Below are 19,181 nucleotides of genomic sequence, written 5' to 3' on the forward strand. Positions count from 1 at the left end.
AATAGTTCATTCAAACAGTCCCTGTGAAAAAAGATCCTACATCCATTGGGACTGTTTGTGTTATAGATTGTGCGGGAAAGACCTAGGACGGTAATGTTCTGAATTTGGAAAGAAGGTGTGACGATGACAGCAGAACGTTTGCTCCTCCGCCGGGCGAAAGTCCTGAATGGAGCGGAAGTGGACATTGTCATAGCTGATGGCAACGTAGTCCAGATTGTTCCCGGTGGCACCGCCGAAGACCATGGTTTCAAGGTCGTGGAAGCCAATGGGGCGTATGTCTCTAGCGGCTGGATCGACTTGCATGTACATGCGTTTGCAGAATTGAATCCGTATGGAGACGAGATCGATGAAATCGGAATCAAATGTGGCGTGACTACGCTCGTGGACGCAGGTAGCTGCGGAGCGGAGCGTATTGGTGAGCTGGCAGAGGCGGGGAAAAAGTCAGCAACGCAACTGCTTGCTTTTCTTAACATTTCAAAGATTGGCCTGATGCGAATTGACGAGTTGTCCCAACTAGAGTGGATTGATCATGAAAAGGTGCTTCAGGCGGTAGTTGCTTATCCTGAATTTATCGTAGGCTTGAAGGCCAGAATCAGCAAAAGCGTAGTGGGTGACAATGGCATTCAACCGCTTCAACATGCACTGGAGCTTTCGGAAAAGACCGGGCTGCCGCTGATGATACATATAGGCTCCGCACCGCCGGATATCCGTGAGGTTTTACCGCTACTTCAACGCAACGACGTGATAACCCATTATCTAAATGGTAAAAGCAACAATTTGTTCGATAAGGAGAATCGACCGCTCCAAGTGCTGAGAGATGCTATTGAGCGTGGAGTTCACTTGGATGTGGGACATGGTACGGCTAGCTTCTCGTTCGCTGTGGCCGAGGCGGCCAAACAAAACGGTATTGATCCGGATACGATCAGCACAGACATATACAGAGGCAACCGTATCAATGGTCCCGTCTACTCCATGGCGAATCTGTTGAACAAATTCCTTGCACTGGGATATTCCCTTGAAGATACAATTGCACGGGTGACAAGCAGAGCAGCCCAGTGGCTGGGACGCCCGGAACTTGGGGAGATTCGGATCAATAACAAGGCGAATCTGACCCTTTTTCGTGTGACGGATAAGAAGATTGAACTGGTAGATTCTGAGGGGGAACGCCGGGTAGCACAGCAAACCATTCAAGCAATAGGAGTGATCATAGGTGACAAATACATGGAATGCGAAATACGGCCTGAAAAGAGTTATTAATGCAAGCGGCCGGATGAGCATCCTCGGGGTATCGGCACCGACCGATACGGTGATGGAAGCTATGCGTCAAGGCGGACAGAGTTATGTGGAAATCGCCGATTTGGTGGATAAAGCGGGGGATTATGTTGCACGTCATACAGGTTCTGAAGCAGCGGTGATCGTGAACTCGGCTTCCAGTGGAATTGCTTTATCCGTGGCGGCGCTGGTAACCCGCGGTAATATTCGTACAAGTCTACGGCTCCATCAGGATAGCATTGTTAGAAATGAAATTGTGATGTTAAAAGGTCATAACGTACAATACGGTGCACCAGTGGAAACCATGGTTTATCTCGGCGGCGGTAAAGTGGTGGAAGCAGGTTATGCCAATGAAGGACGGGCGGAGCATTTGGCTGCTGCGATCTCGGATCAGACTGCGGCTATCTTGTATGTCAAATCTCATCATGCCGTTCAGAAGAATATGATCTCTGTAGAGGAAGCTTGGGCTGTGGCTCAAACTCATAACGTCCCGCTTATTGTAGATGCTGCAGCGGAAGAGGATCTGCAGAAATACGTGCAAATATCCGATCTGGTCATTTATAGTGGCTCCAAAGCCATAGAAGGTCCAACATCCGGACTTGTGGCGGGAAAACGTCTTTATATTGAATGGCTGAAAGTGCAGCTTCACGGCATTGGACGCAGTATGAAGGTTGGTAAGGAAACATCCTTCGGCCTGATGCAAGCGTTGGATGAATATGCTCACAAACAGGATACAAGCGAAAAGGAAAAAGCTACGCTCCAATTGCTGATGCCGCTCGATGGGCTTCCCGGAATTCGGGTAACTATCGTGCAGGATGAAGCAGGCCGGGCGATTTACCGTGGACGCATCCATGTGGACCCGAATCAGTGCGCAATAACAGCACTTGAGCTGTCCCAGCAGCTTCAACAAGGTGAAGTGGCTATTTACACTAGAGACTATGGGGTAAGGCAAGGTTATTTTGATATTGACCCGCGTCCGCTAATGGGTGATGACATAGAAATGATTACAGCGAGGATAAGGGAATTGACAGGAGGGGCAAGCAATGTCTGAAATTAACAAGCGGTTCTATAAAGGTCGGGTGGCCTTAAACGTATTGGCTAAGGATATAGAAAATGCCAAAGAGGTGTTTGCTGCTGCCGAAGGTTATGTACTGGTCGGTGTATTGTCCAAAGACTATGCAACGGTAGAAGAAGCCGTGCAGGCGATGGAGGCATATGGGCGGGAAATTGACGGTGCGGTATCAATAGGACTAGGTGCGGGTGATAATCGGCAAGCTGCTGTTGTTGCAGAGATTGTCAAATCCTATGCTGGCAGCCACATTAATCAGGTATTCCCAGCAGTTGGTGCGACCCGTGCTAACCTTGGAGCGAAAGATAGCTGGATTAACAGCATGATCGCACCAACGGGACAACCTGGTTTTGTGAATATCTCCACCGGCCCGGCCAGTGCGGCACAATCTGTACCCGCTGTAATTCCCGTAAATGCGGCGATTGCATTGGTTCGGGATATGGGCGGAAATGCTTTAAAGTATTTTCCGATGCAGGGGCTGAGCCGTAAAGCGGAGCTAATCGCTGTGGCCAAAGCCTGTGCGGAAGAGGGTTTTGCGCTGGAGCCGACCGGCGGTATCGATCTGGACAACTTTGAAGAGATCTTGTCTATTATATTGGAAGCGGGAGTGCTGCAGGTGATTCCCCATGTCTATACATCGATCATCGATCCGCAGAGCGGAAGAACGAGAGTGGCGGACATACAACAGCTGTATCGGACGATGAAAAAGCTGGCAGATCAATATGCCTAAACATATCGCCGCTTTTGGTGAAATAATGATGCGGCTACAGGTACCGGGCTTTGAACTGTTATCTCAGGGTAACCTGCTGAAGTATTCGTTCTCCGGCACCGGAGTCAATGTACTGTCCGCATTGTCCCGATACGGACATCGGGGGACTTTGGTGTCCAGACTGCCTGCGAATCCTATTGGTGACGCAGCAACAGCCTATCTTCGGCGACTGGGCATCCAGCCGGAGCATATCCAACGCGGGGGCTCAAGTATAGGGATGTACTTTCTTGAAAACGGATTCGGGGCTCGACCCTCCCGAGTGACTTATTCCGGTCGCCCGGAGAGCAGCTTCAATACTGCTCCTCCGGGTACTTATCCATTCGCAGAGCTGGCAGACCTCGCGGATGCTGTTCATTTCTGCGGGATAACACTGGCAATGAACGATGATGTGCGAAAAGCGATGAAAACTTATGCAAAAACGGTTAAGCAACACGGTGGTCTAGTCGTTTTTGACTGCAATTACCGCCCATCGCTCTGGGGGGAGAGAGGCTATGAGCTGGCGCGCTCCCATTACGAAGACATGCTGCATTTGGCCGACATCGTGCTGATGAATGAAAAAGACGCAATGCTAATCCTTGGTATGAAGCCCGAAGGAACTTCAAGAGAAGAACAACTTCAGGAGCTGATTCCCACAGTAGCTTCACGCTACAGTCTAAGTACGGTAGCAGGAACGCATCGGTCCATCCATGATGATAACCGCCATTCATTGCGCGGTTATATCTTCAAATCCGGTCGCTTCGCATATTCCGAGACCTTAAGCTTTCCGGTGCTTGATAGAGTCGGGGCTGGAGATGCTTATGCCAGTGGTATAATTCATGGTGAGCTGGAAGGTTTTGATCCTCAGCATACTGTAGCCTTTGCGGCCGCGGCCGGAATGCTAGCCCACACAGTAGAAGGAGACTCTCCGCTGGCCTCCGAGCAAGAAGTTATTGGTGTACTGACGGGTGCTGTAAAAGATATATTGAGATAAAGAAGAAGCTGCCTTACAGGAGAACAGGCCTGTGCGGTGGCTTTTTTTATCGCTACAAACACTGTACTTTTGTTCAGGCCAAGAATCAGATCCAATGGTTACAGGCTAGATTTGGCTTAATTAGATCTTTTTAAATAGGTGTAAAATCTCATTTTTTGCAACTTTATCCTCTATCCGGCGTCAAAGAAGAGAGAATAAGAAGGGGGAGCCTATATGAAAAAGTTAAATCTACTAGCCCTTTTAGCAGTTATTTCAATAATCTTTGTTGGATGTGCCAATACAGGGAGTAAAGATAAAGCGAATAAAAAGCTAATCGATCTGAGTTCTGTGGACTCCATTACAATCCATAATGATAGCGGTGGATTAATAACCATAACGGACCAAAAGCTAATAGAACGTTTCAATAAAGCTATACATACTGCTGAGTATGACAACGCGAAGCTTGATATTGCAGCACCTGATTATGAGGTTACTGTTGAATTGAAGAGTAAAGAAAACGAAAAATTCTCATTCTGGATTATGGGCAATAATAATGGTCTTTTCACCAAATCAGGAGTAAATGGGCATTACAAGTTATCTGAAACGGATAAGGCTGCTTTGCTTACCTTATTTCAATCAACTGAACAACAAGTAGAATCAGATAATCTAAAATTAGATGAGACCATCAAGCGAATCACATTAGCAAACGCTCTAGCACATGGTTCAGTGAATGCTAACATAAAGGATGAATACACAGATCATGAAACCATAGATACTTTCGTCCGAGCCATCCGTACCGCTGAACAAATACCAGGGAATTTAAATACCGCAACGCCTAACTACGATATCGTTCTAATTTCAGATAATAATAAATATGCCTTTCATTTATGGATTAACGAGACAAGCGAGCAGGGCATGTTAATGAATGTGAACAAAACGGATACAGGCTACACACTTACTAAGGAATCAACTGCCGAGTTAAAGAAGATTCTGTTCTCGGAAGCAAAATTTAATGGTTTGGAGTTTAATACAGAACGGAACTCTATTGGAGATCTGGTGGCCAAACCGGTTGGCCTATCCGAAAATAACTATCTGTTAAACGGTGGAGAAGTAGTTGAACTGCAAGGGATCGCTTATCATACCATTCATCTTTTCTATGGCGACCATAATGCTGTCAACGCTTTGTTAGCCCATGATCCTGCTTCGGATGAGGTAAAGGTGAAATGGAGCGACGAGCTCAACGATTCCAATAATCGCTGGAATAATGCTTTTATGAGCAACTATAATATGCTAATCCCGCTGGATGAGGATCATCTATTATTTCTGGAATCGGATGTGACGAAAAAAGCTGGGCAATATCATTTGTCCTCATATAATGTTCTTACAGGAAAGATTGAACGACTTCGGGAAAACTTCTGGCCGCTTTCTGATGATTATGATTACATTTATAAATTTCAATGGAAAGCTGATGAGCAAAAATTGTTTATGCAGAGTTATCTCGGCAATGTATGGATCTTTGATCTGAAAACAGGAAAGGACGATGTCCATCTTCTGAAATATCGCGTAATCCCACATTCGACGACCGGGGCGCCATCCCTGTTCCTCTCACCAACTTTTAAAAGATTTGTACATGATGATGAGAGCGGCGAATTAACCTTTTACGATAATAAAGGAGTTTCTCTTCGTACTGTAGCGTTACCACAAGAGCAATATGTACCTTCTGAGAAAATAAAGTGGAACCCGGCGGGCACGATTGCCTGGATGGATACAGCAGAAGTCAACGAAAACCGAATTCTTGACATCGATATCGATTATCTGAAAATAGCTGCACAAAAAATTAATTTTTATAATCAGGATGGTCTTTCCATCGGCTCCATTAAAACTGAAGGCAACCATGAAGATACAGCTATTGAAGTTGTGGGGTGGATGGACGCTAATGTAGCCGTGATAAAATCCTATACTGTAGAACTTATACACAAGGATAATGTAGGGCTTAATGTTAAGGATGTTTCTTATTATCTCTATGATGTAAAAAAGAAGCAGAAGGGGGCAAGCTTTTCGTCCATCCCTTCCCGTGCTACCATTACTACAGATCTTCGAATGGGCGATGCCGATAATACGGGGGAAATCACTGTGAGTTTTAAAGAAATCACTTATAAAAAAGAAAAATAAAGAAGCCTCGGGAGTTCACCGTAACAATCACACAAGATCATTGGGGAAGCTTTCCGAGGCTTCTTTTTATATTTAAAAAACAAATATTTAAGAATTCTCGAATTCTATATTTGTCCCGCTGTAGAACGGACGGAGGACAGCAGGTCTAGCCGGAAGCCTTGTACTAGAGTGTCACCGTTCATAAGATCGGTCTCATATGCACGATTAAAGCCTAAGCGCTGGTACAGTTTGATGGCTGAAGACATCATTTCCGAGGTGTGTAGGTTCAAGGTGGTGGCACCCAACTGTAGTGATCTCCGTGCAGCATCGTGAATCAGAAGGGTTGCAACGCCAAGACCACGAGCGGATGGAGATACGGCTAGCAGACGTAGGATCGGGGAGTGAATCCCGAGCTCCGGTTTCCCGTAAGCCGTTTCCGAGGAGCTGAACAAGAGTGCGCTACCAACGATTTTCTTGTCGATTTCAGCGATGATCCGTACGAGCGGAGTATCACCATGAACGGAATCAAGAAGCGAATTTCGATACTCCAGCCACAACGGCTCAGGCATGATCTCCGAATATTGATGGTATGCATCTAACAGCACTTCGGCGATAGCATTACAATCTTTATTCTCAGCTTCACGGATAATGATCTTTTGTGACATGTTTTCGCTATCCCCTTTCAGACAAATGTAATGTTCATTCGAATGAAATTATTATATATGATAATTCCCAGTGGAATAAGAGGGGTTTTATAATTCTGATATAGGAATAGAAAAGTTCTATATGAAATAAACATAACGTTTGATTCAAAATCCGATTGATTTACACGGAATTAATTGTTGACAAAAAATAGGGCGATGACTAAGATATAAACAAAATCTATAGGAAAGCATCGCTATAATTCATTGTTTTTTCATCGGAATAGTAAAATTAATAAAAGCATAGGGGGATTAGGGATGAACATTGAAAATATTGAGGCCTTTGTCTACATCAATCATTATGGAAGCTTCAATAAAGCGGCCGAAGTCCTATATATCTCACAGCCGACAGTAACGGCCCGGATCCAATCGCTAGAAAGGGAACTGGATTGCAAAGTGTTTGATCGGTTGGGGAAGCAGATTAACCTGACGGATAAAGGTAAACAGTTTCTACCCTATGCGCAGCAGATTCTTCAGATTTATCAGAACGGTAAATATCAGGTTCAGGCTAAGGGGCACATTCCAAATGAACTGAGAATCGGCAGTACGGTCTCGGTTTCCAATTATTTAATGCCCCATCTGATGCTTCATTTAAAGCGCAGATATCCTCATATCACAATCAAGCTTATGACAGCTTCTACGGAAGTATTGACTGAAAAGTTAAAATCGAAAGAGCTTGATTTGGCTTTTATCCGTAAGGTCGTAAATCCGGCAATTCAAACCTTTCCATTCTGCGAGGACCCCATCTCACTGTATGTACATGAGGGACACCGCTTTGCTAAAGCACAGCGGGCTTCACTGGAGGATATCCGCCAGGAGACGTTGGTTTTTTTTGAATGCGGATCTTTGGATTGGATGCGGCTGCATCGTGTATTTGAGAGTATGGAACAGCCACCGAAGATTGAATATCAGGTAGATAACCTGGAGACAGCCAAAAAGCTGGTATTGAAAAAAGCAGGCATCTGTTTCCTTCCCGCCCTCAGTGTGCAAGAGGAAGTGGCGACGGGGTCGCTGATCCGGGTGGATATTGCGGAGACGGAAGGCATCTCCTTGCGAACCAGCCTGATTTCACTGAATGGAGAGAACGCAGAATTCATCGAAACCTTGCTTGAACTGGGGATTGGTAAAGTGGGAGATCGACTAATTGTATAGATGTATTAAAAAACTCTATTAGCGCGTGGACACATGCAGTGATAAAGTTAATTGCATATAATCACGACTATTTCGATAGGGATTATTAAATTAATTTCCGAAAGGCTGGAGGGCATGTGATGAGTGAGGTATTCAGGCTAGCAGAACTGAAGGATGCGGAGCAATTGCTAGATGTTACATATCGTGCCTATCAGCTGATTCGTGAACTCGGGCTGCATTGGCCGGCGGCCACAGCCGACTTGGCGCTTATTGAAGACAATATAGCTACGAATGAGTGTTATGTGCTTGAAGTTGACGGAACGATAGTTGCAACCATAACCCTTTCAAAGGAAGAAGAGATTAAGAAGATTAGCCCACTGCCTTTTATCAAATGGTTTGCTGCTCATCCAGATTACAGTAACAAAGGTTATGGTGGAAAACTTTTGGATTGGGTTGAAGAGAACATTATTGCTGGACAGTTACGTTCGGCTGCAGTCACGCTGGCAACGGCGAAGAAACATCCGTGGTTGGTTCAAATGTATGAACGCCGGGGGTACGAACGGTTTTTAGAACTGGATCAGCAGAACGGTGACGGCATTATGTATCTGATGAAAAAAACACTTACAGACAAACCACAGTTCATTCAAAGGGGATAAAACAATGAAAAAGTCCATTTCACTAGTATTTGCATCGGTATTGACACTGGCGATTGCCGGCTGCGGAAACAACAGTAACAGCGCTAGCAGCAATCAGAATGGAAATGCAGCAGAAGCTGCGGCACCGGCAAAGGATTCGGCAAAGGTATCTAAGATCATTGTGGGCACGGGTACTGCTTTTCCGAAAGTCTGCTTCATAGATGAGAACGGCAAACTCACCGGATTTGATGTGGAACTGCTCAAAGAAATCGATAAGCAGCTGCCAGAATATGAATTCGAATTTCAAACCATGGATTTCAGCAATCTGCTGCTGAGCCTGGAAACCAAAAAAATCGATTTGGTCGCCCATGTCATGGAGAAAAATCCGGAACGGGAGCTGAAGTACTCTTTTAACAAAGAAGCCTATGCCCACTGGAGAAACCGCATTGTAGTGGCAAAGGATAATAATTCAATCCAATCGCTTGATGATCTCAAAGGGAAAAAGGTACTTGTAGGTGCAACGAGTGCACAAGCACAAATACTCGAGAACTACAATAAAGAGAATGACAATGCGATTGATATCGTGTATCAGAATGGTGCAGCGAATGATACCGTCGCACAGATTAGTACTGGGCGTGTGGACGCTACGCTGGCTGCAGATTTTGTCCTGCCGATCATTGATCCGCAGAGTCAGCTAAAAGCTACGGGCGACGAGCTGTCATCCGCGGATATTCTCTATGTTTTCCGTAAGGATGATGCCAATTCACAAAAGCTGTCAGATGCGATTGACAGTGCGATTAAAGAGCTGAAGACAGACGGCACACTAGGCAAGCTTAGTACGGAATGGTTGGGTGCGGATGTTACAGCGGATTCGGTTAAATGATTGAGCCGGTGAGCACGGGAAGGGGGGGAATATATGGGCGCACAGTTTGATATCAGCTTTGTATTTTCGTTTTTGCCTAAGTTACTAGGGACTTTAAGCACCACGCTTCTGATTGTCGCCTGTTCTCTACTGACAGGAATTCTTGTCGGCTTTCTCGTAGCTCTGCCAAGACTTTATAAAGTGCCTGTGTTAAAAACCATCTCCGAAATCTATATTTCTTTTTTTCGGGGAACTCCGATTCTTATCCAGCTCTTCTTGTTTTATTATGGTCTGCCCGAAATTATGAAGCTGGTTCATGTCGATATGACCCGGACTCCGGTGCTTGTTTTTGTGATTCTTACTTACGGGCTGCATACGGGGGCATACATGTCCGAAATGATCCGGGCTTCTGTAATGGCGGTGGATAAGGGGCAGGTAGAGGCTGCTTATGCTACAGGGATGACGGGGTTTCAAGCCTTTACGCGAATCGTGCTGCCGCAGGCGCTCGGAATCGCAGTTCCGGTATTCTCCAATCTGGTGATTGCTCTACTGAAAGATACGTCATTGGCCTTTACTCTTGGGGTGATGGAAATGTCAGGTAAAGCACAGACGCTAGGCAGCTTAACTCAGCATTTTATTGAAACTTATATCGCGCTTGCGCTAATCTATCTGGTCATCAGCTTTACAATCGAGAAACTGCTGCTTATAGCAGAACGCCGGCTGCTGCGGCATGAGAAACGGAATACACCGGAGAAAAAATCGTTCAAAATCAACAAAAGCTGGTCCTACCGCCGCATCATTGCTGAACTTGGACCGGGTAAAGGAGGTAGCGGATTATGAGGCTGGACCCATCTTTTATCTGGACTGCTCTGGTGCAAATTTTAAGTGCAATTCCTGTGACCTTATCTATTACTGCTGTCTCAGTACTCATTGGATTTGTGATTGGTGTGGCTGTAGCGTTGATCCGGATATACAGAATTCCGCTGCTGTATCCGCTGGCTGTCGGTTATGTTACGTTCATCCGCGGGACACCGATGCTGACGCATCTTTTGCTTATCTATTTTGGGCTTCCCGTGTTAATCGATGGTCTGGCAGTGCAGTTCGGCTGGAGCTTCAGGTCGGTAGCCATTCCGATGATCGGTTTTGCCTATATTTCGTTCTCGATTACTGCGGGAGCCTATATGTCCGAGGTCGTCCGTTCCGGTCTGCTTGCTGTGGATCGCGGTCAGCTGGAAGCGGCCCATTCTATCGGAATGACCACACCCCAGGCACTGCGGCGGATTGTTTTTCCTCAGGCGCTGGCGGCGAGTCTGCCTAATCTGTCAAATTCGGTAATTGGTATGCTGCATGGATCTACCCTTGCTTTTACCGTTTCGGTGGTGGATATCAATGCTAAGGCGCAAATTGTAGCTTCAACGAACTGGAAGTTTTTTGAGGCTTATCTGGCGGCAGCACTGATTTTCTGGGGACTTACGTTCCTAATCGAACGCGTGACGTCGCTGATTGAAAAAAGAATTAATCTGTACAATCGAGGTGGAGTAGCATGATCAAGCTTGCGCAAATTTCGAAGTCATTTGGTCGGAATCAGGTGCTCAATAATATAGATTTAACGGTGACGAAGGGTGAAGTTGTCGTCATTCTCGGTCCCAGCGGCTCAGGCAAAACGACACTTTTACGCTGTGTGAATTATCTGGAGAAGCCAAGCAGCGGAGAGATCGCCATCGGCGATTTCAAAGTGAACTGCAAACATCCCCGCAAAAAGGAGATTCATCTGCTCCGGCAAAAAACGGCAATGGTGTTCCAGCAGTACAATTTATTCCGCCATAAAACCGCGCTGGAGAACGTGATGGAGGGACTGCTGATTGTCAAAAAGCTTCCGAAGGACGAAGCGAAAAATCGGAGTATTGCCCTGCTTGAAAAGGTTGGTCTTGGCAGCAAGCTGGACGCCTATCCAAGTCAGCTGTCCGGAGGCCAGCAGCAGCGGGTTGGCATTGCCCGTGCCTTGGCGCTCGAGCCGGAGGTTATATTGTTCGACGAACCCACATCGGCGTTGGACCCAGAGTTAGTGGGTGAGGTGCTGGCCGTCATCCGTAAAATTGCCAAGGAAGGCATCACAATGATTGTGGTGACTCATGAAATGGGCTTTGCTCGCGATGTGGCGAATCATGTGGTTTTTATGGACGGAGGCGTCATTGTTGAAGAAGGGACTCCGGCAGAGCTGTTTAACCATCCGCGCGAAGAAAGAACGAAGCAGTTCCTGAAGCGGATCACACCTGAATTTAACTATTCCATATAGGAGGAAAAACAATGGTTATTACAATCAGCGTACTTGATCAAAGTCCGATCTATCCGGGAGAAACGCCGGAGGAAGCATTCCAGCATACGATCAAGCTGGCACAATTGTCCGAAGAGCTTGGATTCCACCGGTTCTGGGTTTCGGAGCATCATGACTCCGAGCAGGTAGCCGGTTCTTCCCCGGAAGTACTTATCTCACATCTTCTGGCTAAAACAGAGCGAATCCGCATTGGCTCCGGTGGCATCATGCTCCAGCATTACAGCCCATATAAGGTAGCGGAGAACTTCAATGTGCTGTCTACACTGGCTCCTGGACGAGTGGATCTCGGTGTGGGACGTGCTCCCGGTGGACTCCCACGTAGCACACAGGCACTACAGCAGGGAAAAGCTGAAACCCCAGACCTGACGGACAAAATCATCGAGCTGGAAAAGTATGTACATAACCGCCTCGAAGAAAACCATCCGCTGGCAGGGTTGAAGGCAGGTCCCCTTCCTGGTATTCCTCCTGAGTTGTATGTCCTTGGCGCGAGTGTAAGCAGCGCGGAAATTGCCGCTGAACTGGGGTTACCGTACGTATTCTCCCTGTTTATTAACAGCGATAAGGCGGTAGCGCTGGATGCCATTCGTGCTTACCGCAGCGGTTTCGCTTCTTCACAGGGCAGACAACCGCAAGCCATTATCGCTTTAGCGTTAGTGGTGGCTGAGACTGAAGAGGGAGCGAAAGAACTGGCAGGTGCGCATAAGCTGATCCGGATTCAACTGGCGAGCGGGAAGAAGCTGACAGTAGGGACCTTGGAACAGGCGGAAGAATTTGCCCGCCAGAGCAATGAAGCCTACACGATTGAAGAGCTGGAACCAGAGATTACCAAAGGAACTAAATCATCTGTCCGCGAACAGTTGTTGGAACTTTCAGAGGCATCCGGTGTCGAGGAGTTCATCATAACGACGAATGTACAGCCTTTTGATAAACGGCTCCGATCCTTTGAGCTACTGAGCGAAGCAATCGCTGAAGTGGCGGCAGAGGCATAAAGCGGGCTCGGTATCACACCGGAAATCGTGTAAAGGAGGGTGACTGTATATGACAAGTAAAGCTAAAGAGTTGAGTGCGGAAGCGCTTGAAGAAGAATTAATCGGGATACGCCGTCATCTGCACCGGCACCCGGAACTGTCCAATGAAGAATATGGCACAACAGAATATATTATTTCCCTGCTGGAGCGGGCAGGAGTCAGGATCGTAGAATACGGTCTGTCTACCGGCGTGATCGCAGAGATTGGCGGCAAAAAGCCTGGTTCGGTCATCGCACTGCGCGCAGATATTGATGCCTTGCCAATCCAGGAGGAAAGCGGAGTATCCTTCGCTTCATTATATCCCGGCAAAATGCATGCCTGCGGGCATGATTTCCATACGGCTGCCTTGATTGGTGCCGCCTATCAATTGAAACAGCGAGAGCAGCAATTACAGGGAACGGTGCGCCTGTTATTCCAACCAGCCGAGGAGAAGGCGCAGGGTGCACAACGAATCATTGCTAGCGGGGCACTCGAAGACGTCCGGGCAGTGATCGGGCTGCATAACAAGCCAGACCTGCCAGTCGGAACCATCGGTATTAAGGGTGGTCCTTTAATGGCAGCAGCTGACGGGTTTGTGATTGAAGTGCAGGGTGGCAGTTCTCATGCTGCCGTTCCGGAAGCTGGCATAGACCCGATTGTAGCGGCTTCGCATATTGTGGCGGCATTCCAGTCCATTGTAAGTCGCAATGTCAGTCCGCTGCAGAGTGCGGTGGTTAGTGTGACGCAGATTCACAGCGGCAATTCATGGAACATTATCCCCGAAAAAGCCGTGCTTGAAGGGACGATCCGCACCTTTGATGAAACGGTACGCAGCAAAGTGCTGGACCGGTTTCAGGAAGTGGCGGTCGGTGTAGCAGCGGCTCTTGGAGCAGAAGCTACCGTTCGCTGGATAGAAGGGCCACCTCCGGTTATCAACGATCCCTCCCTAGCAGCGCTTGGAGTTGAATCGGTCGAAGCTCTTGGCTACCGAGCGATTCAGCCAGAGCTTTCTCTGGCTGGAGAGGATTTCGCCTTCTATCAGCGCGTGGTACCCGGACTGTTCGTTTTTGTAGGTACTGAAGGAAGCCAGGAATGGCATCATCCGGCCTTCAATCTGGATGAACGTGCACTCCCTGTGGCAGCACGTTTCCTTGCGGATGTAGCTGTACGATCCCTAGTGCAGTACAGTCCCGATGGAGGTGCAGAATTATAGCTGAACATAACAGTTACGATGTAATTATCGTCGGCGCAGGCTCGATGGGCATGAGTGCCGGTTACTATCTTGCGAAGCGCGGAGTGAAGACGCTGCTAATTGATGCCTTTGATCCTCCACATACACTGGGAAGCCATCACGGGGAAACGCGGCTGATCCGGCATGCTTACAGTGGTGATCCCGCCTACATTGATTTGGCTCTGCGGGCAGATCATTTATGGCAAGAAGCCGAGCAGTTGAGCGGAATAGAATTGCTTGTCCGCTCGGGCGTATTGAATCTCGCAGTTAGTGCAGTTTATTCCTTCAGCGGTCGTCTCGCGGAAGCAATGAAACGGAAGGTGCAGGTCCAGCATCTGGATGCCGGAGAGATCCGGCGGCGCTGGCCGGGATTGAACATTCCGGAAACATTCGCAGCAATGTATGAACCAGAAGCCGGGTATTTGTACAGCGAGCGCTGTATCTCCGCCTACCGCCAGCTTGCCCTTGGACAGGGTGCGGAACTGTTGACGAACACTTCGGTAGTAAACATCACCGCCCGCGAAAGCAGTGTAACGGTTCATACAACAAACGGCGATTATCACGGAGCGTCAGCTATCCTTAGTGCCGGAGCCTGGTTTGGTGCGTTAGCGCCTTTTGTGCATTTGCCAATCAAGGCGATCCGCAAAGTTGTGGGCTGGTTTGAGAGTTCACCTGCTTTTGCAGCCGGTAACTTCCCTGGCTTCACGCTAGGAGTTGAGGAAGGTGGCTATTATGGCTTTCCCAGCATTGCTGGAGCCGGTCTGAAGATCGGCCGGCACGATACGGGGCTGGAATGGAAACCAGGCACACTACTTGCTCCCTTTGGCAGTGAAACCAGCGATGAGCAAGACCTCCGAAGAGTACTGGAGACTTACATGCCGGGTGCAGCTGGCCGATTACTTAAAGGCTCTGTATGCAAATATGAGCATACACCTGATGAAGATTTCATTATTGACCGCCATCCGCTCCACTCCAATGTGCTGGTAGCCGGAGGGTTCTCAGGGCATGGTTTTAAATTTTCTAGTGTTGTAGGTGAAATACTTGCTGATTTGGCGACAAGTGGAGCTACCAACCACAACATTCAACCTTTTGCGTTATCACGTTTTACACCTGATCATTCGCAAGCAGGCCTTATTTTGGAGGGGATTTAATGAGCAAAGTTCAAATTAGCAATTTTTTAAGTACGCACAACCAACTGGTGCATGCAACCGCAGGGTTATCAGAGGAACAGCTGAAATGGAAGGCAGCACCAACGAGTTGGAGTATTACTGAGGTTTTAGCCCATCTAGCTGATCACAGCATTGTGGTTTCGTTCCGTATACGTGATATTCTCGCTGCTACAACTGCGCAGCTGCCAGTCTTCAATCAGGACGCTTGGGTCAGCGGCCAGTACGCCAATAGTGGTAGTGCTTCCGATAGTCTGGAGTTGTTCCGCAGCCTGCTTTATTATAACAGTCTATTGTTTGAACGGCTCAGCGCAAAGGATTGGGAGAAAAGCGGGGTTAACTTCAAGGGGGAAAACGTTAAAATTTCCGATATCGTCCATAGCTTCACCGCACATGTAGAGAGACATCTTGGCCAGATTGAGCGAATCAAGCAGGGCGCAGCCAATGCATCGTTCGTGCAATGAATACTTTCATAGTTAGTTTTGCATGAAGTAAAACCTGGGAATCGTATGCTCACAAAACTTTTAGGAGGAATGAACATGACCAAACCAAAACAACTGAAGCTAGGCGCACTGCTGCATGGAGTAGGAGGCAGCACGTCGATGTGGCGCCATCCTGATGCTAAGCCGGATGCAAGTGTAAACTTTGAATTATACAAGGCGTGGGTACAGAAGGCAGAAGAAGGCAAGCTGGATCTGATCTTCATCGCAGACGGTTTGTACATTAATGAAAAGTCCATTCCGCATTTCCTTAACCGGTTTGAACCGCTGACCATTCTTAGCGCACTCGCCGCCGTCAGCACCAACATCGGTCTGGTTGGTACCCTGTCCACCTCCTACAGTGAACCGTTTACCGTCGCGCGTCAATTCGGCTCACTGGATGTAATCAGCGGTGGCCGGGCCGGCTGGAATGTGGTGACTTCACCGCTGGAAGGCTCTGCCTCGAATTACAGCAAAACAGAGCATCCTGACCATGGCAAGCGTTACCGTATTGCTACCGAATATTTGCAGGTGACCCGCGGATTATGGGATTCCTGGGAGGATGATGCGTTTGTTCGAGACAAAGAAACAGGTGTATTCTTTGATCCGCAAAAAATGCATACCCTGGACCATCAAGGAGAGTTCTTCTCCGTGAAAGGACCGCTCAATATTGCTCGTTCGAAGCAGGGGCAGCCAGTCGTGTTTCAGGCAGGTTCCTCAGAAGTTGGTAAAAATTACGCCTCAAAGGAAGCGGATGCTATCTTCACTGGCCACGAAACGCTAGAAGATGCCCAGGCATTCTATAGCGATGTTAAGACACGGGTAGCTTCATTTGGCCGGGATCCGAATGAGGTGCTGATCTTTCCTGGTATTGCACCAATCATTGGCGACACATCAGAGGAAGCAGAGCGTAAATATCAGGAGGTTGCTGGTCTCGTGACGATTGAGAATGCACTGAACTATTTGGGCAGATTCTTCGAGCATCATGATTTCTCGCAATATCCGCTGGATGAACCGTTCCCTGAGCTTGGCGAGTTGGGGCGCAATAGTTTTCAGAGCGGCACGGATAAAATCAAAAAGGACGCGAAGGAGAGAGGCTTAACACTAAGACAGGTCGCCTTACAATCCGCTACCCCGCGCAGCAGCTTTATTGGCACACCTGAGCAAGTGGCTGATCAGATTCAAACCTGGTTTGAGGGTGGAGGAGCAGACGGATTTATGATCGCAGCTGCTGTTCCTAATGGACTGGAGGAATTCGTCGATCGGGTAGTGCCGATTCTGCAAGAGCGGGGCCTGTTCCGCACTGAATACGAAAGTAGCACCCTGCGTGGAAATCTCGGTATTCCATTGCCAGAGAACCGCTATTCCAAGGCTTCACAACCGGTAGGGCAAAAAGCCGTACATTAACAATAATAATTTGAATCGAATAATTAGCTTTCGTCATAAAAAATGTAACGCAGCCGTTTAAGGCTGCGTTTATTTGCGTGCGAGCGGAGCTTGTCTAACAACGTAAGCGCTTTAAAGAACCAATCAGAGCAATAGATAACCAATCACTGTTATATAGGCAGGGTTCCCGCTGCACCTTATGATAGAAATATCAAGGAGGGATGTAAATTGTACGCTAAGTTCTACAAGTACCGATGGCAATACTTAATGATTCTTCCGGGAGTGCTGTTGCTATTTTTGTTCAGCTATATTCCGATGGCAGGGATTCAGGTCGCCTTCCGCGACTTTCAGATTGGCACCTCGATCTGGAACAGCACATGGGTGGGATTAGACAACTTTTCTTTCCTGCAAGATCCCCAGTTTTTAACTGTCGTCAAAAATACGTTATATATATCTGTGCTTAAGTTCATCTTCGGATTCCCGGCACCGATTCTACTGGCACTGGTGATTAACGAGGTAACCCGGCCTGTATTTAAGCGATTCGTGCAATCGGTCAGCTATTTGCCACATTTTTTCTCATGGATTGTAGTCGCTTACATCCTGCAGTCTTTTCTGACTTTGGATGGTGGGCTGGTCAATCAGTTCATCGAGAAGGCAGGCGGTGATCCTGTATTTTTTCTGGGTTCCACGGAGTGGTTCCGGCCCATGGTTATATTAAGCGGCTTGTGGAAAGAGACCGGCTGGAACACGATTCTCTATTTGGCTGCGATCACAACGATTGATCCGCAATTGTATGAGTCCTCCAAAGTAGAGGGTGCAGGAAAGCTAGCCCAGATTCGGCATATCACCTTCCCGGGTATTCTACCGACAATATCGATTGTGCTAATTCTGAGTATCCCTAGCCTGATTTCAGTAGGGATGGATCAGATTTATCCGCTGATGAATTCTGCTAATCAAGGGGTCGCGGATGTACTGGATACGTATATCATCCGCAACGGATTGCAGCAGGGATATTTTGGAATGGCGACCGCAGTGGGATTGTTATCCTCAGTGATCAGCTTGATATTGGTTGTTTCGACTAATCAGTTATCCAGAAAAATAAATGGTGAAGGATTATGGTGATGGCATATGAAGCTCAGCAGAGGTGAAAAAATAGCTCAATACGTCATCGTCATAGTACTGGCCGGTCTGTGCTTGTCTGTACTATATCCATTCCTATACATGCTGGCCATCTCACTGAATGACGGTGCAAGTGCGGCCAAAGGTGGCGTGTATCTATGGCCCAAAAATTTCACATTAATTAATTATGAGATTGTATTAGGAAATGAGATTATCCGCCAGTCTTATCTAATTACAATCGCTAGGACAGTCATTGGCACATTCGCAGGACTTATCGTCACACTTCTGGTGGCCTTTGGCTTGTCCTACCGCGGCCTTCCATTAAGAAGCACGATTCTAGGCTATATTCTTTTAACCATGCTATTCAGTGGAGGACTGGTTCCTTTCTATATTCAGCTTAATAATCTCGGGCTTATCAACACGTTCTGGGTGTATATTTTTCCCGGGCTGTTCTCGGTCTGGAACATGTTTGTCATGCTGAAGTTTATACAGGGAATCCCTGAAGCTCTGGTAGAATCCGCTGAACTAGATGGAGCCGGTCCTGTTCGTACTCTGATTCAGATTATTATTCCACTCTCTCAACCTATGCTTGCCGCACTTGGATTGTTTACCGCAGTGGGACACTGGAATGACTGGTTCGCCGGTGCTTTCTTCGTCACGAAGCAGAACCTGATTCCGGTGCAGACCTTCCTGCAGCAATTGCTCGCTGCTCAGGATTTATCCGCTGTCCTTGGCTCGAATACCAACCAGGAAGCTTTGGCGAGAAGCTCACAAATGCAGAATATTACACTGATGTCGATTAAGATGGCAGTCGTTATGGTGAGTGCAATCCCCATCCTGTGCGTGTATCCGTTCCTGCAGAAATATTTTGTGAAAGGAGTTCTTGTAGGGTCAGTAAAAGGCTGATTTTCAATAATAG

General features: G+C 47.5%; 19 protein-coding genes. 18 read left to right on the plus strand and 1 reads right to left on the minus strand.

Translation table 11 applies throughout. The features are described from left to right. Nucleotides 1-123: 123 nt before the first annotated feature. The 5 genes from NST58_RS16345 (at nucleotide 124) to NST58_RS16365 (ending at nucleotide 6,231) form a co-directional block, all read left to right on the plus strand. Nucleotides 124-1,257: an amidohydrolase/deacetylase family metallohydrolase gene (locus NST58_RS16345; RefSeq protein ID WP_339248728.1), complete on the plus strand. Its 1,134-nt coding sequence runs from the start codon at nucleotides 124-126 to the stop codon at nucleotides 1,255-1,257. Then, complete coding sequence (locus NST58_RS16350; protein ID WP_339248729.1) at nucleotides 1,211-2,323, plus strand: DgaE family pyridoxal phosphate-dependent ammonia lyase; 1,113 nt, start codon at nucleotides 1,211-1,213, stop codon at nucleotides 2,321-2,323. The genes NST58_RS16345 and NST58_RS16350 overlap by 47 nt, the downstream gene beginning before the upstream one ends. Next, on the plus strand, nucleotides 2,316-3,071 hold the full coding sequence (locus NST58_RS16355) for a KDGP aldolase family protein (protein ID WP_339248730.1): 756 nt from the start codon (nucleotides 2,316-2,318) through the stop codon (nucleotides 3,069-3,071). The genes NST58_RS16350 and NST58_RS16355 overlap by 8 nt, the downstream gene beginning before the upstream one ends. Beyond that, nucleotides 3,064-4,080, plus strand: coding sequence for a sugar kinase (locus NST58_RS16360; RefSeq protein WP_076125565.1), 1,017 nt, complete (start codon nucleotides 3,064-3,066; stop codon nucleotides 4,078-4,080). Before NST58_RS16355 ends, NST58_RS16360 begins: the two co-directional genes overlap by 8 nt. A gap of 213 nt (nucleotides 4,081-4,293) precedes the next feature. Next, a complete protein-coding gene (locus NST58_RS16365; protein WP_339248731.1) occupies nucleotides 4,294-6,231 on the plus strand; it encodes a hypothetical protein in 1,938 nt (645 codons plus the stop codon). 104 nt (nucleotides 6,232-6,335) lie between these two features. On the opposite strand, the gene NST58_RS16370 is transcribed toward NST58_RS16365, so the two are convergent. Continuing rightward, nucleotides 6,336-6,875: a GNAT family N-acetyltransferase gene (locus NST58_RS16370; RefSeq protein WP_339248732.1), complete on the minus strand. Its 540-nt coding sequence runs from the start codon at nucleotides 6,873-6,875 to the stop codon at nucleotides 6,336-6,338. 294 nt (nucleotides 6,876-7,169) lie between these two features. Between NST58_RS16370 and NST58_RS16375 the strand changes: the two genes are divergently transcribed. The 13 genes from NST58_RS16375 to NST58_RS16435 all read left to right on the plus strand — a co-directional run bounded on the left by NST58_RS16375 (nucleotide 7,170) and on the right by NST58_RS16435 (nucleotide 19,168). Further along, a complete protein-coding gene (locus NST58_RS16375) occupies nucleotides 7,170-8,063 on the plus strand; it encodes a LysR family transcriptional regulator (protein ID WP_076309429.1) in 894 nt (297 codons plus the stop codon). A 119-nt stretch (nucleotides 8,064-8,182) separates the two neighbouring features. Beyond that, nucleotides 8,183-8,698: a GNAT family N-acetyltransferase gene (locus tag NST58_RS16380; RefSeq protein ID WP_076125558.1), complete on the plus strand. Its 516-nt coding sequence runs from the start codon at nucleotides 8,183-8,185 to the stop codon at nucleotides 8,696-8,698. A 4-nt stretch (nucleotides 8,699-8,702) separates the two neighbouring features. Continuing rightward, nucleotides 8,703-9,560 (plus strand): transporter substrate-binding domain-containing protein, encoded by an 858-nt coding sequence (locus tag NST58_RS16385; RefSeq protein ID WP_339248733.1) that lies wholly within the window; start codon nucleotides 8,703-8,705, stop codon nucleotides 9,558-9,560. Nucleotides 9,561-9,593: 33 nt separating this feature from the next. After that, the gene (locus NST58_RS16390; RefSeq protein WP_076125555.1) at nucleotides 9,594-10,379 is read left to right on the plus strand and encodes an amino acid ABC transporter permease; all 786 of its coding nucleotides are present in this window, start codon (nucleotides 9,594-9,596) and stop codon (nucleotides 10,377-10,379) included. Continuing rightward, on the plus strand, nucleotides 10,376-11,086 hold the full coding sequence (locus NST58_RS16395) for an amino acid ABC transporter permease (protein WP_339248734.1): 711 nt from the start codon (nucleotides 10,376-10,378) through the stop codon (nucleotides 11,084-11,086). Before NST58_RS16390 ends, NST58_RS16395 begins: the two co-directional genes overlap by 4 nt. Then, on the plus strand, nucleotides 11,083-11,835 hold the full coding sequence (locus NST58_RS16400) for an amino acid ABC transporter ATP-binding protein (protein ID WP_076125552.1): 753 nt from the start codon (nucleotides 11,083-11,085) through the stop codon (nucleotides 11,833-11,835). Before NST58_RS16395 ends, NST58_RS16400 begins: the two co-directional genes overlap by 4 nt. Nucleotides 11,836-11,846: 11 nt before the next feature. Further along, nucleotides 11,847-12,863: an LLM class flavin-dependent oxidoreductase gene (locus NST58_RS16405; protein ID WP_076184631.1), complete on the plus strand. Its 1,017-nt coding sequence runs from the start codon at nucleotides 11,847-11,849 to the stop codon at nucleotides 12,861-12,863. A gap of 49 nt (nucleotides 12,864-12,912) precedes the next feature. Continuing rightward, a complete protein-coding gene (locus NST58_RS16410; protein WP_339248735.1) occupies nucleotides 12,913-14,094 on the plus strand; it encodes an amidohydrolase in 1,182 nt (393 codons plus the stop codon). Further along, complete coding sequence (gene solA / locus NST58_RS16415) at nucleotides 14,091-15,263, plus strand: N-methyl-L-tryptophan oxidase (protein WP_339248777.1); 1,173 nt, start codon at nucleotides 14,091-14,093, stop codon at nucleotides 15,261-15,263. The genes NST58_RS16410 and solA overlap by 4 nt, the downstream gene beginning before the upstream one ends. After that, on the plus strand, nucleotides 15,263-15,742 hold the full coding sequence (locus tag NST58_RS16420; protein WP_339248736.1) for a DinB family protein: 480 nt from the start codon (nucleotides 15,263-15,265) through the stop codon (nucleotides 15,740-15,742). The genes solA and NST58_RS16420 overlap by 1 nt, the downstream gene beginning before the upstream one ends. Nucleotides 15,743-15,817: 75 nt before the next feature. Further along, the gene (locus NST58_RS16425) at nucleotides 15,818-17,164 is read left to right on the plus strand and encodes an LLM class flavin-dependent oxidoreductase (protein ID WP_076125544.1); all 1,347 of its coding nucleotides are present in this window, start codon (nucleotides 15,818-15,820) and stop codon (nucleotides 17,162-17,164) included. A gap of 207 nt (nucleotides 17,165-17,371) precedes the next feature. Then, complete coding sequence (locus tag NST58_RS16430; RefSeq protein ID WP_081387769.1) at nucleotides 17,372-18,265, plus strand: ABC transporter permease subunit; 894 nt, start codon at nucleotides 17,372-17,374, stop codon at nucleotides 18,263-18,265. A gap of 6 nt (nucleotides 18,266-18,271) precedes the next feature. Next, nucleotides 18,272-19,168, plus strand: a complete 897-nt coding sequence (locus tag NST58_RS16435; RefSeq protein WP_036677267.1) for a carbohydrate ABC transporter permease — start codon at nucleotides 18,272-18,274, stop codon at nucleotides 19,166-19,168. The last annotated feature ends 13 nt before the right edge of the window (nucleotides 19,169-19,181 follow it).

Origin of the sequence: Paenibacillus sp. FSL R10-2796 (assembly GCF_037965315.1) — a bacterium.
GTDB lineage: Bacteria > Bacillota > Bacilli > Paenibacillales > Paenibacillaceae > Paenibacillus_AQ > Paenibacillus_AQ odorifer.

What these genes read in the sequence shown, in the direction of transcription:
- NST58_RS16345 (WP_339248728.1), top strand. Translation starts at nt 124, where the DNA reads ATGACAGCAGAACGTTTGCTCCTCCGCCGGGCGAAAGTCCTGAATGGA.
- NST58_RS16355 (WP_339248730.1), top strand. Translation starts at nt 2,316, where the DNA reads ATGTCTGAAATTAACAAGCGGTTCTATAAAGGTCGGGTGGCCTTAAAC.
- NST58_RS16360 (WP_076125565.1), top strand. Translation starts at nt 3,064, where the DNA reads ATGCCTAAACATATCGCCGCTTTTGGTGAAATAATGATGCGGCTACAG.
- NST58_RS16365 (WP_339248731.1), top strand. Translation starts at nt 4,294, where the DNA reads ATGAAAAAGTTAAATCTACTAGCCCTTTTAGCAGTTATTTCAATAATC.
- NST58_RS16370 (WP_339248732.1), bottom strand. Translation starts at nt 6,875, where the DNA reads ATGTCACAAAAGATCATTATCCGTGAAGCTGAGAATAAAGATTGTAAT.
- NST58_RS16375 (WP_076309429.1), top strand. Translation starts at nt 7,170, where the DNA reads ATGAACATTGAAAATATTGAGGCCTTTGTCTACATCAATCATTATGGA.
- NST58_RS16380 (WP_076125558.1), top strand. Translation starts at nt 8,183, where the DNA reads ATGAGTGAGGTATTCAGGCTAGCAGAACTGAAGGATGCGGAGCAATTG.
- NST58_RS16385 (WP_339248733.1), top strand. Translation starts at nt 8,703, where the DNA reads ATGAAAAAGTCCATTTCACTAGTATTTGCATCGGTATTGACACTGGCG.
- NST58_RS16390 (WP_076125555.1), top strand. Translation starts at nt 9,594, where the DNA reads ATGGGCGCACAGTTTGATATCAGCTTTGTATTTTCGTTTTTGCCTAAG.
- NST58_RS16395 (WP_339248734.1), top strand. Translation starts at nt 10,376, where the DNA reads ATGAGGCTGGACCCATCTTTTATCTGGACTGCTCTGGTGCAAATTTTA.
- NST58_RS16400 (WP_076125552.1), top strand. Translation starts at nt 11,083, where the DNA reads ATGATCAAGCTTGCGCAAATTTCGAAGTCATTTGGTCGGAATCAGGTG.
- NST58_RS16405 (WP_076184631.1), top strand. Translation starts at nt 11,847, where the DNA reads ATGGTTATTACAATCAGCGTACTTGATCAAAGTCCGATCTATCCGGGA.
- NST58_RS16410 (WP_339248735.1), top strand. Translation starts at nt 12,913, where the DNA reads ATGACAAGTAAAGCTAAAGAGTTGAGTGCGGAAGCGCTTGAAGAAGAA.
- NST58_RS16420 (WP_339248736.1), top strand. Translation starts at nt 15,263, where the DNA reads ATGAGCAAAGTTCAAATTAGCAATTTTTTAAGTACGCACAACCAACTG.
- NST58_RS16425 (WP_076125544.1), top strand. Translation starts at nt 15,818, where the DNA reads ATGACCAAACCAAAACAACTGAAGCTAGGCGCACTGCTGCATGGAGTA.
- NST58_RS16435 (WP_036677267.1), top strand. Translation starts at nt 18,272, where the DNA reads ATGAAGCTCAGCAGAGGTGAAAAAATAGCTCAATACGTCATCGTCATA.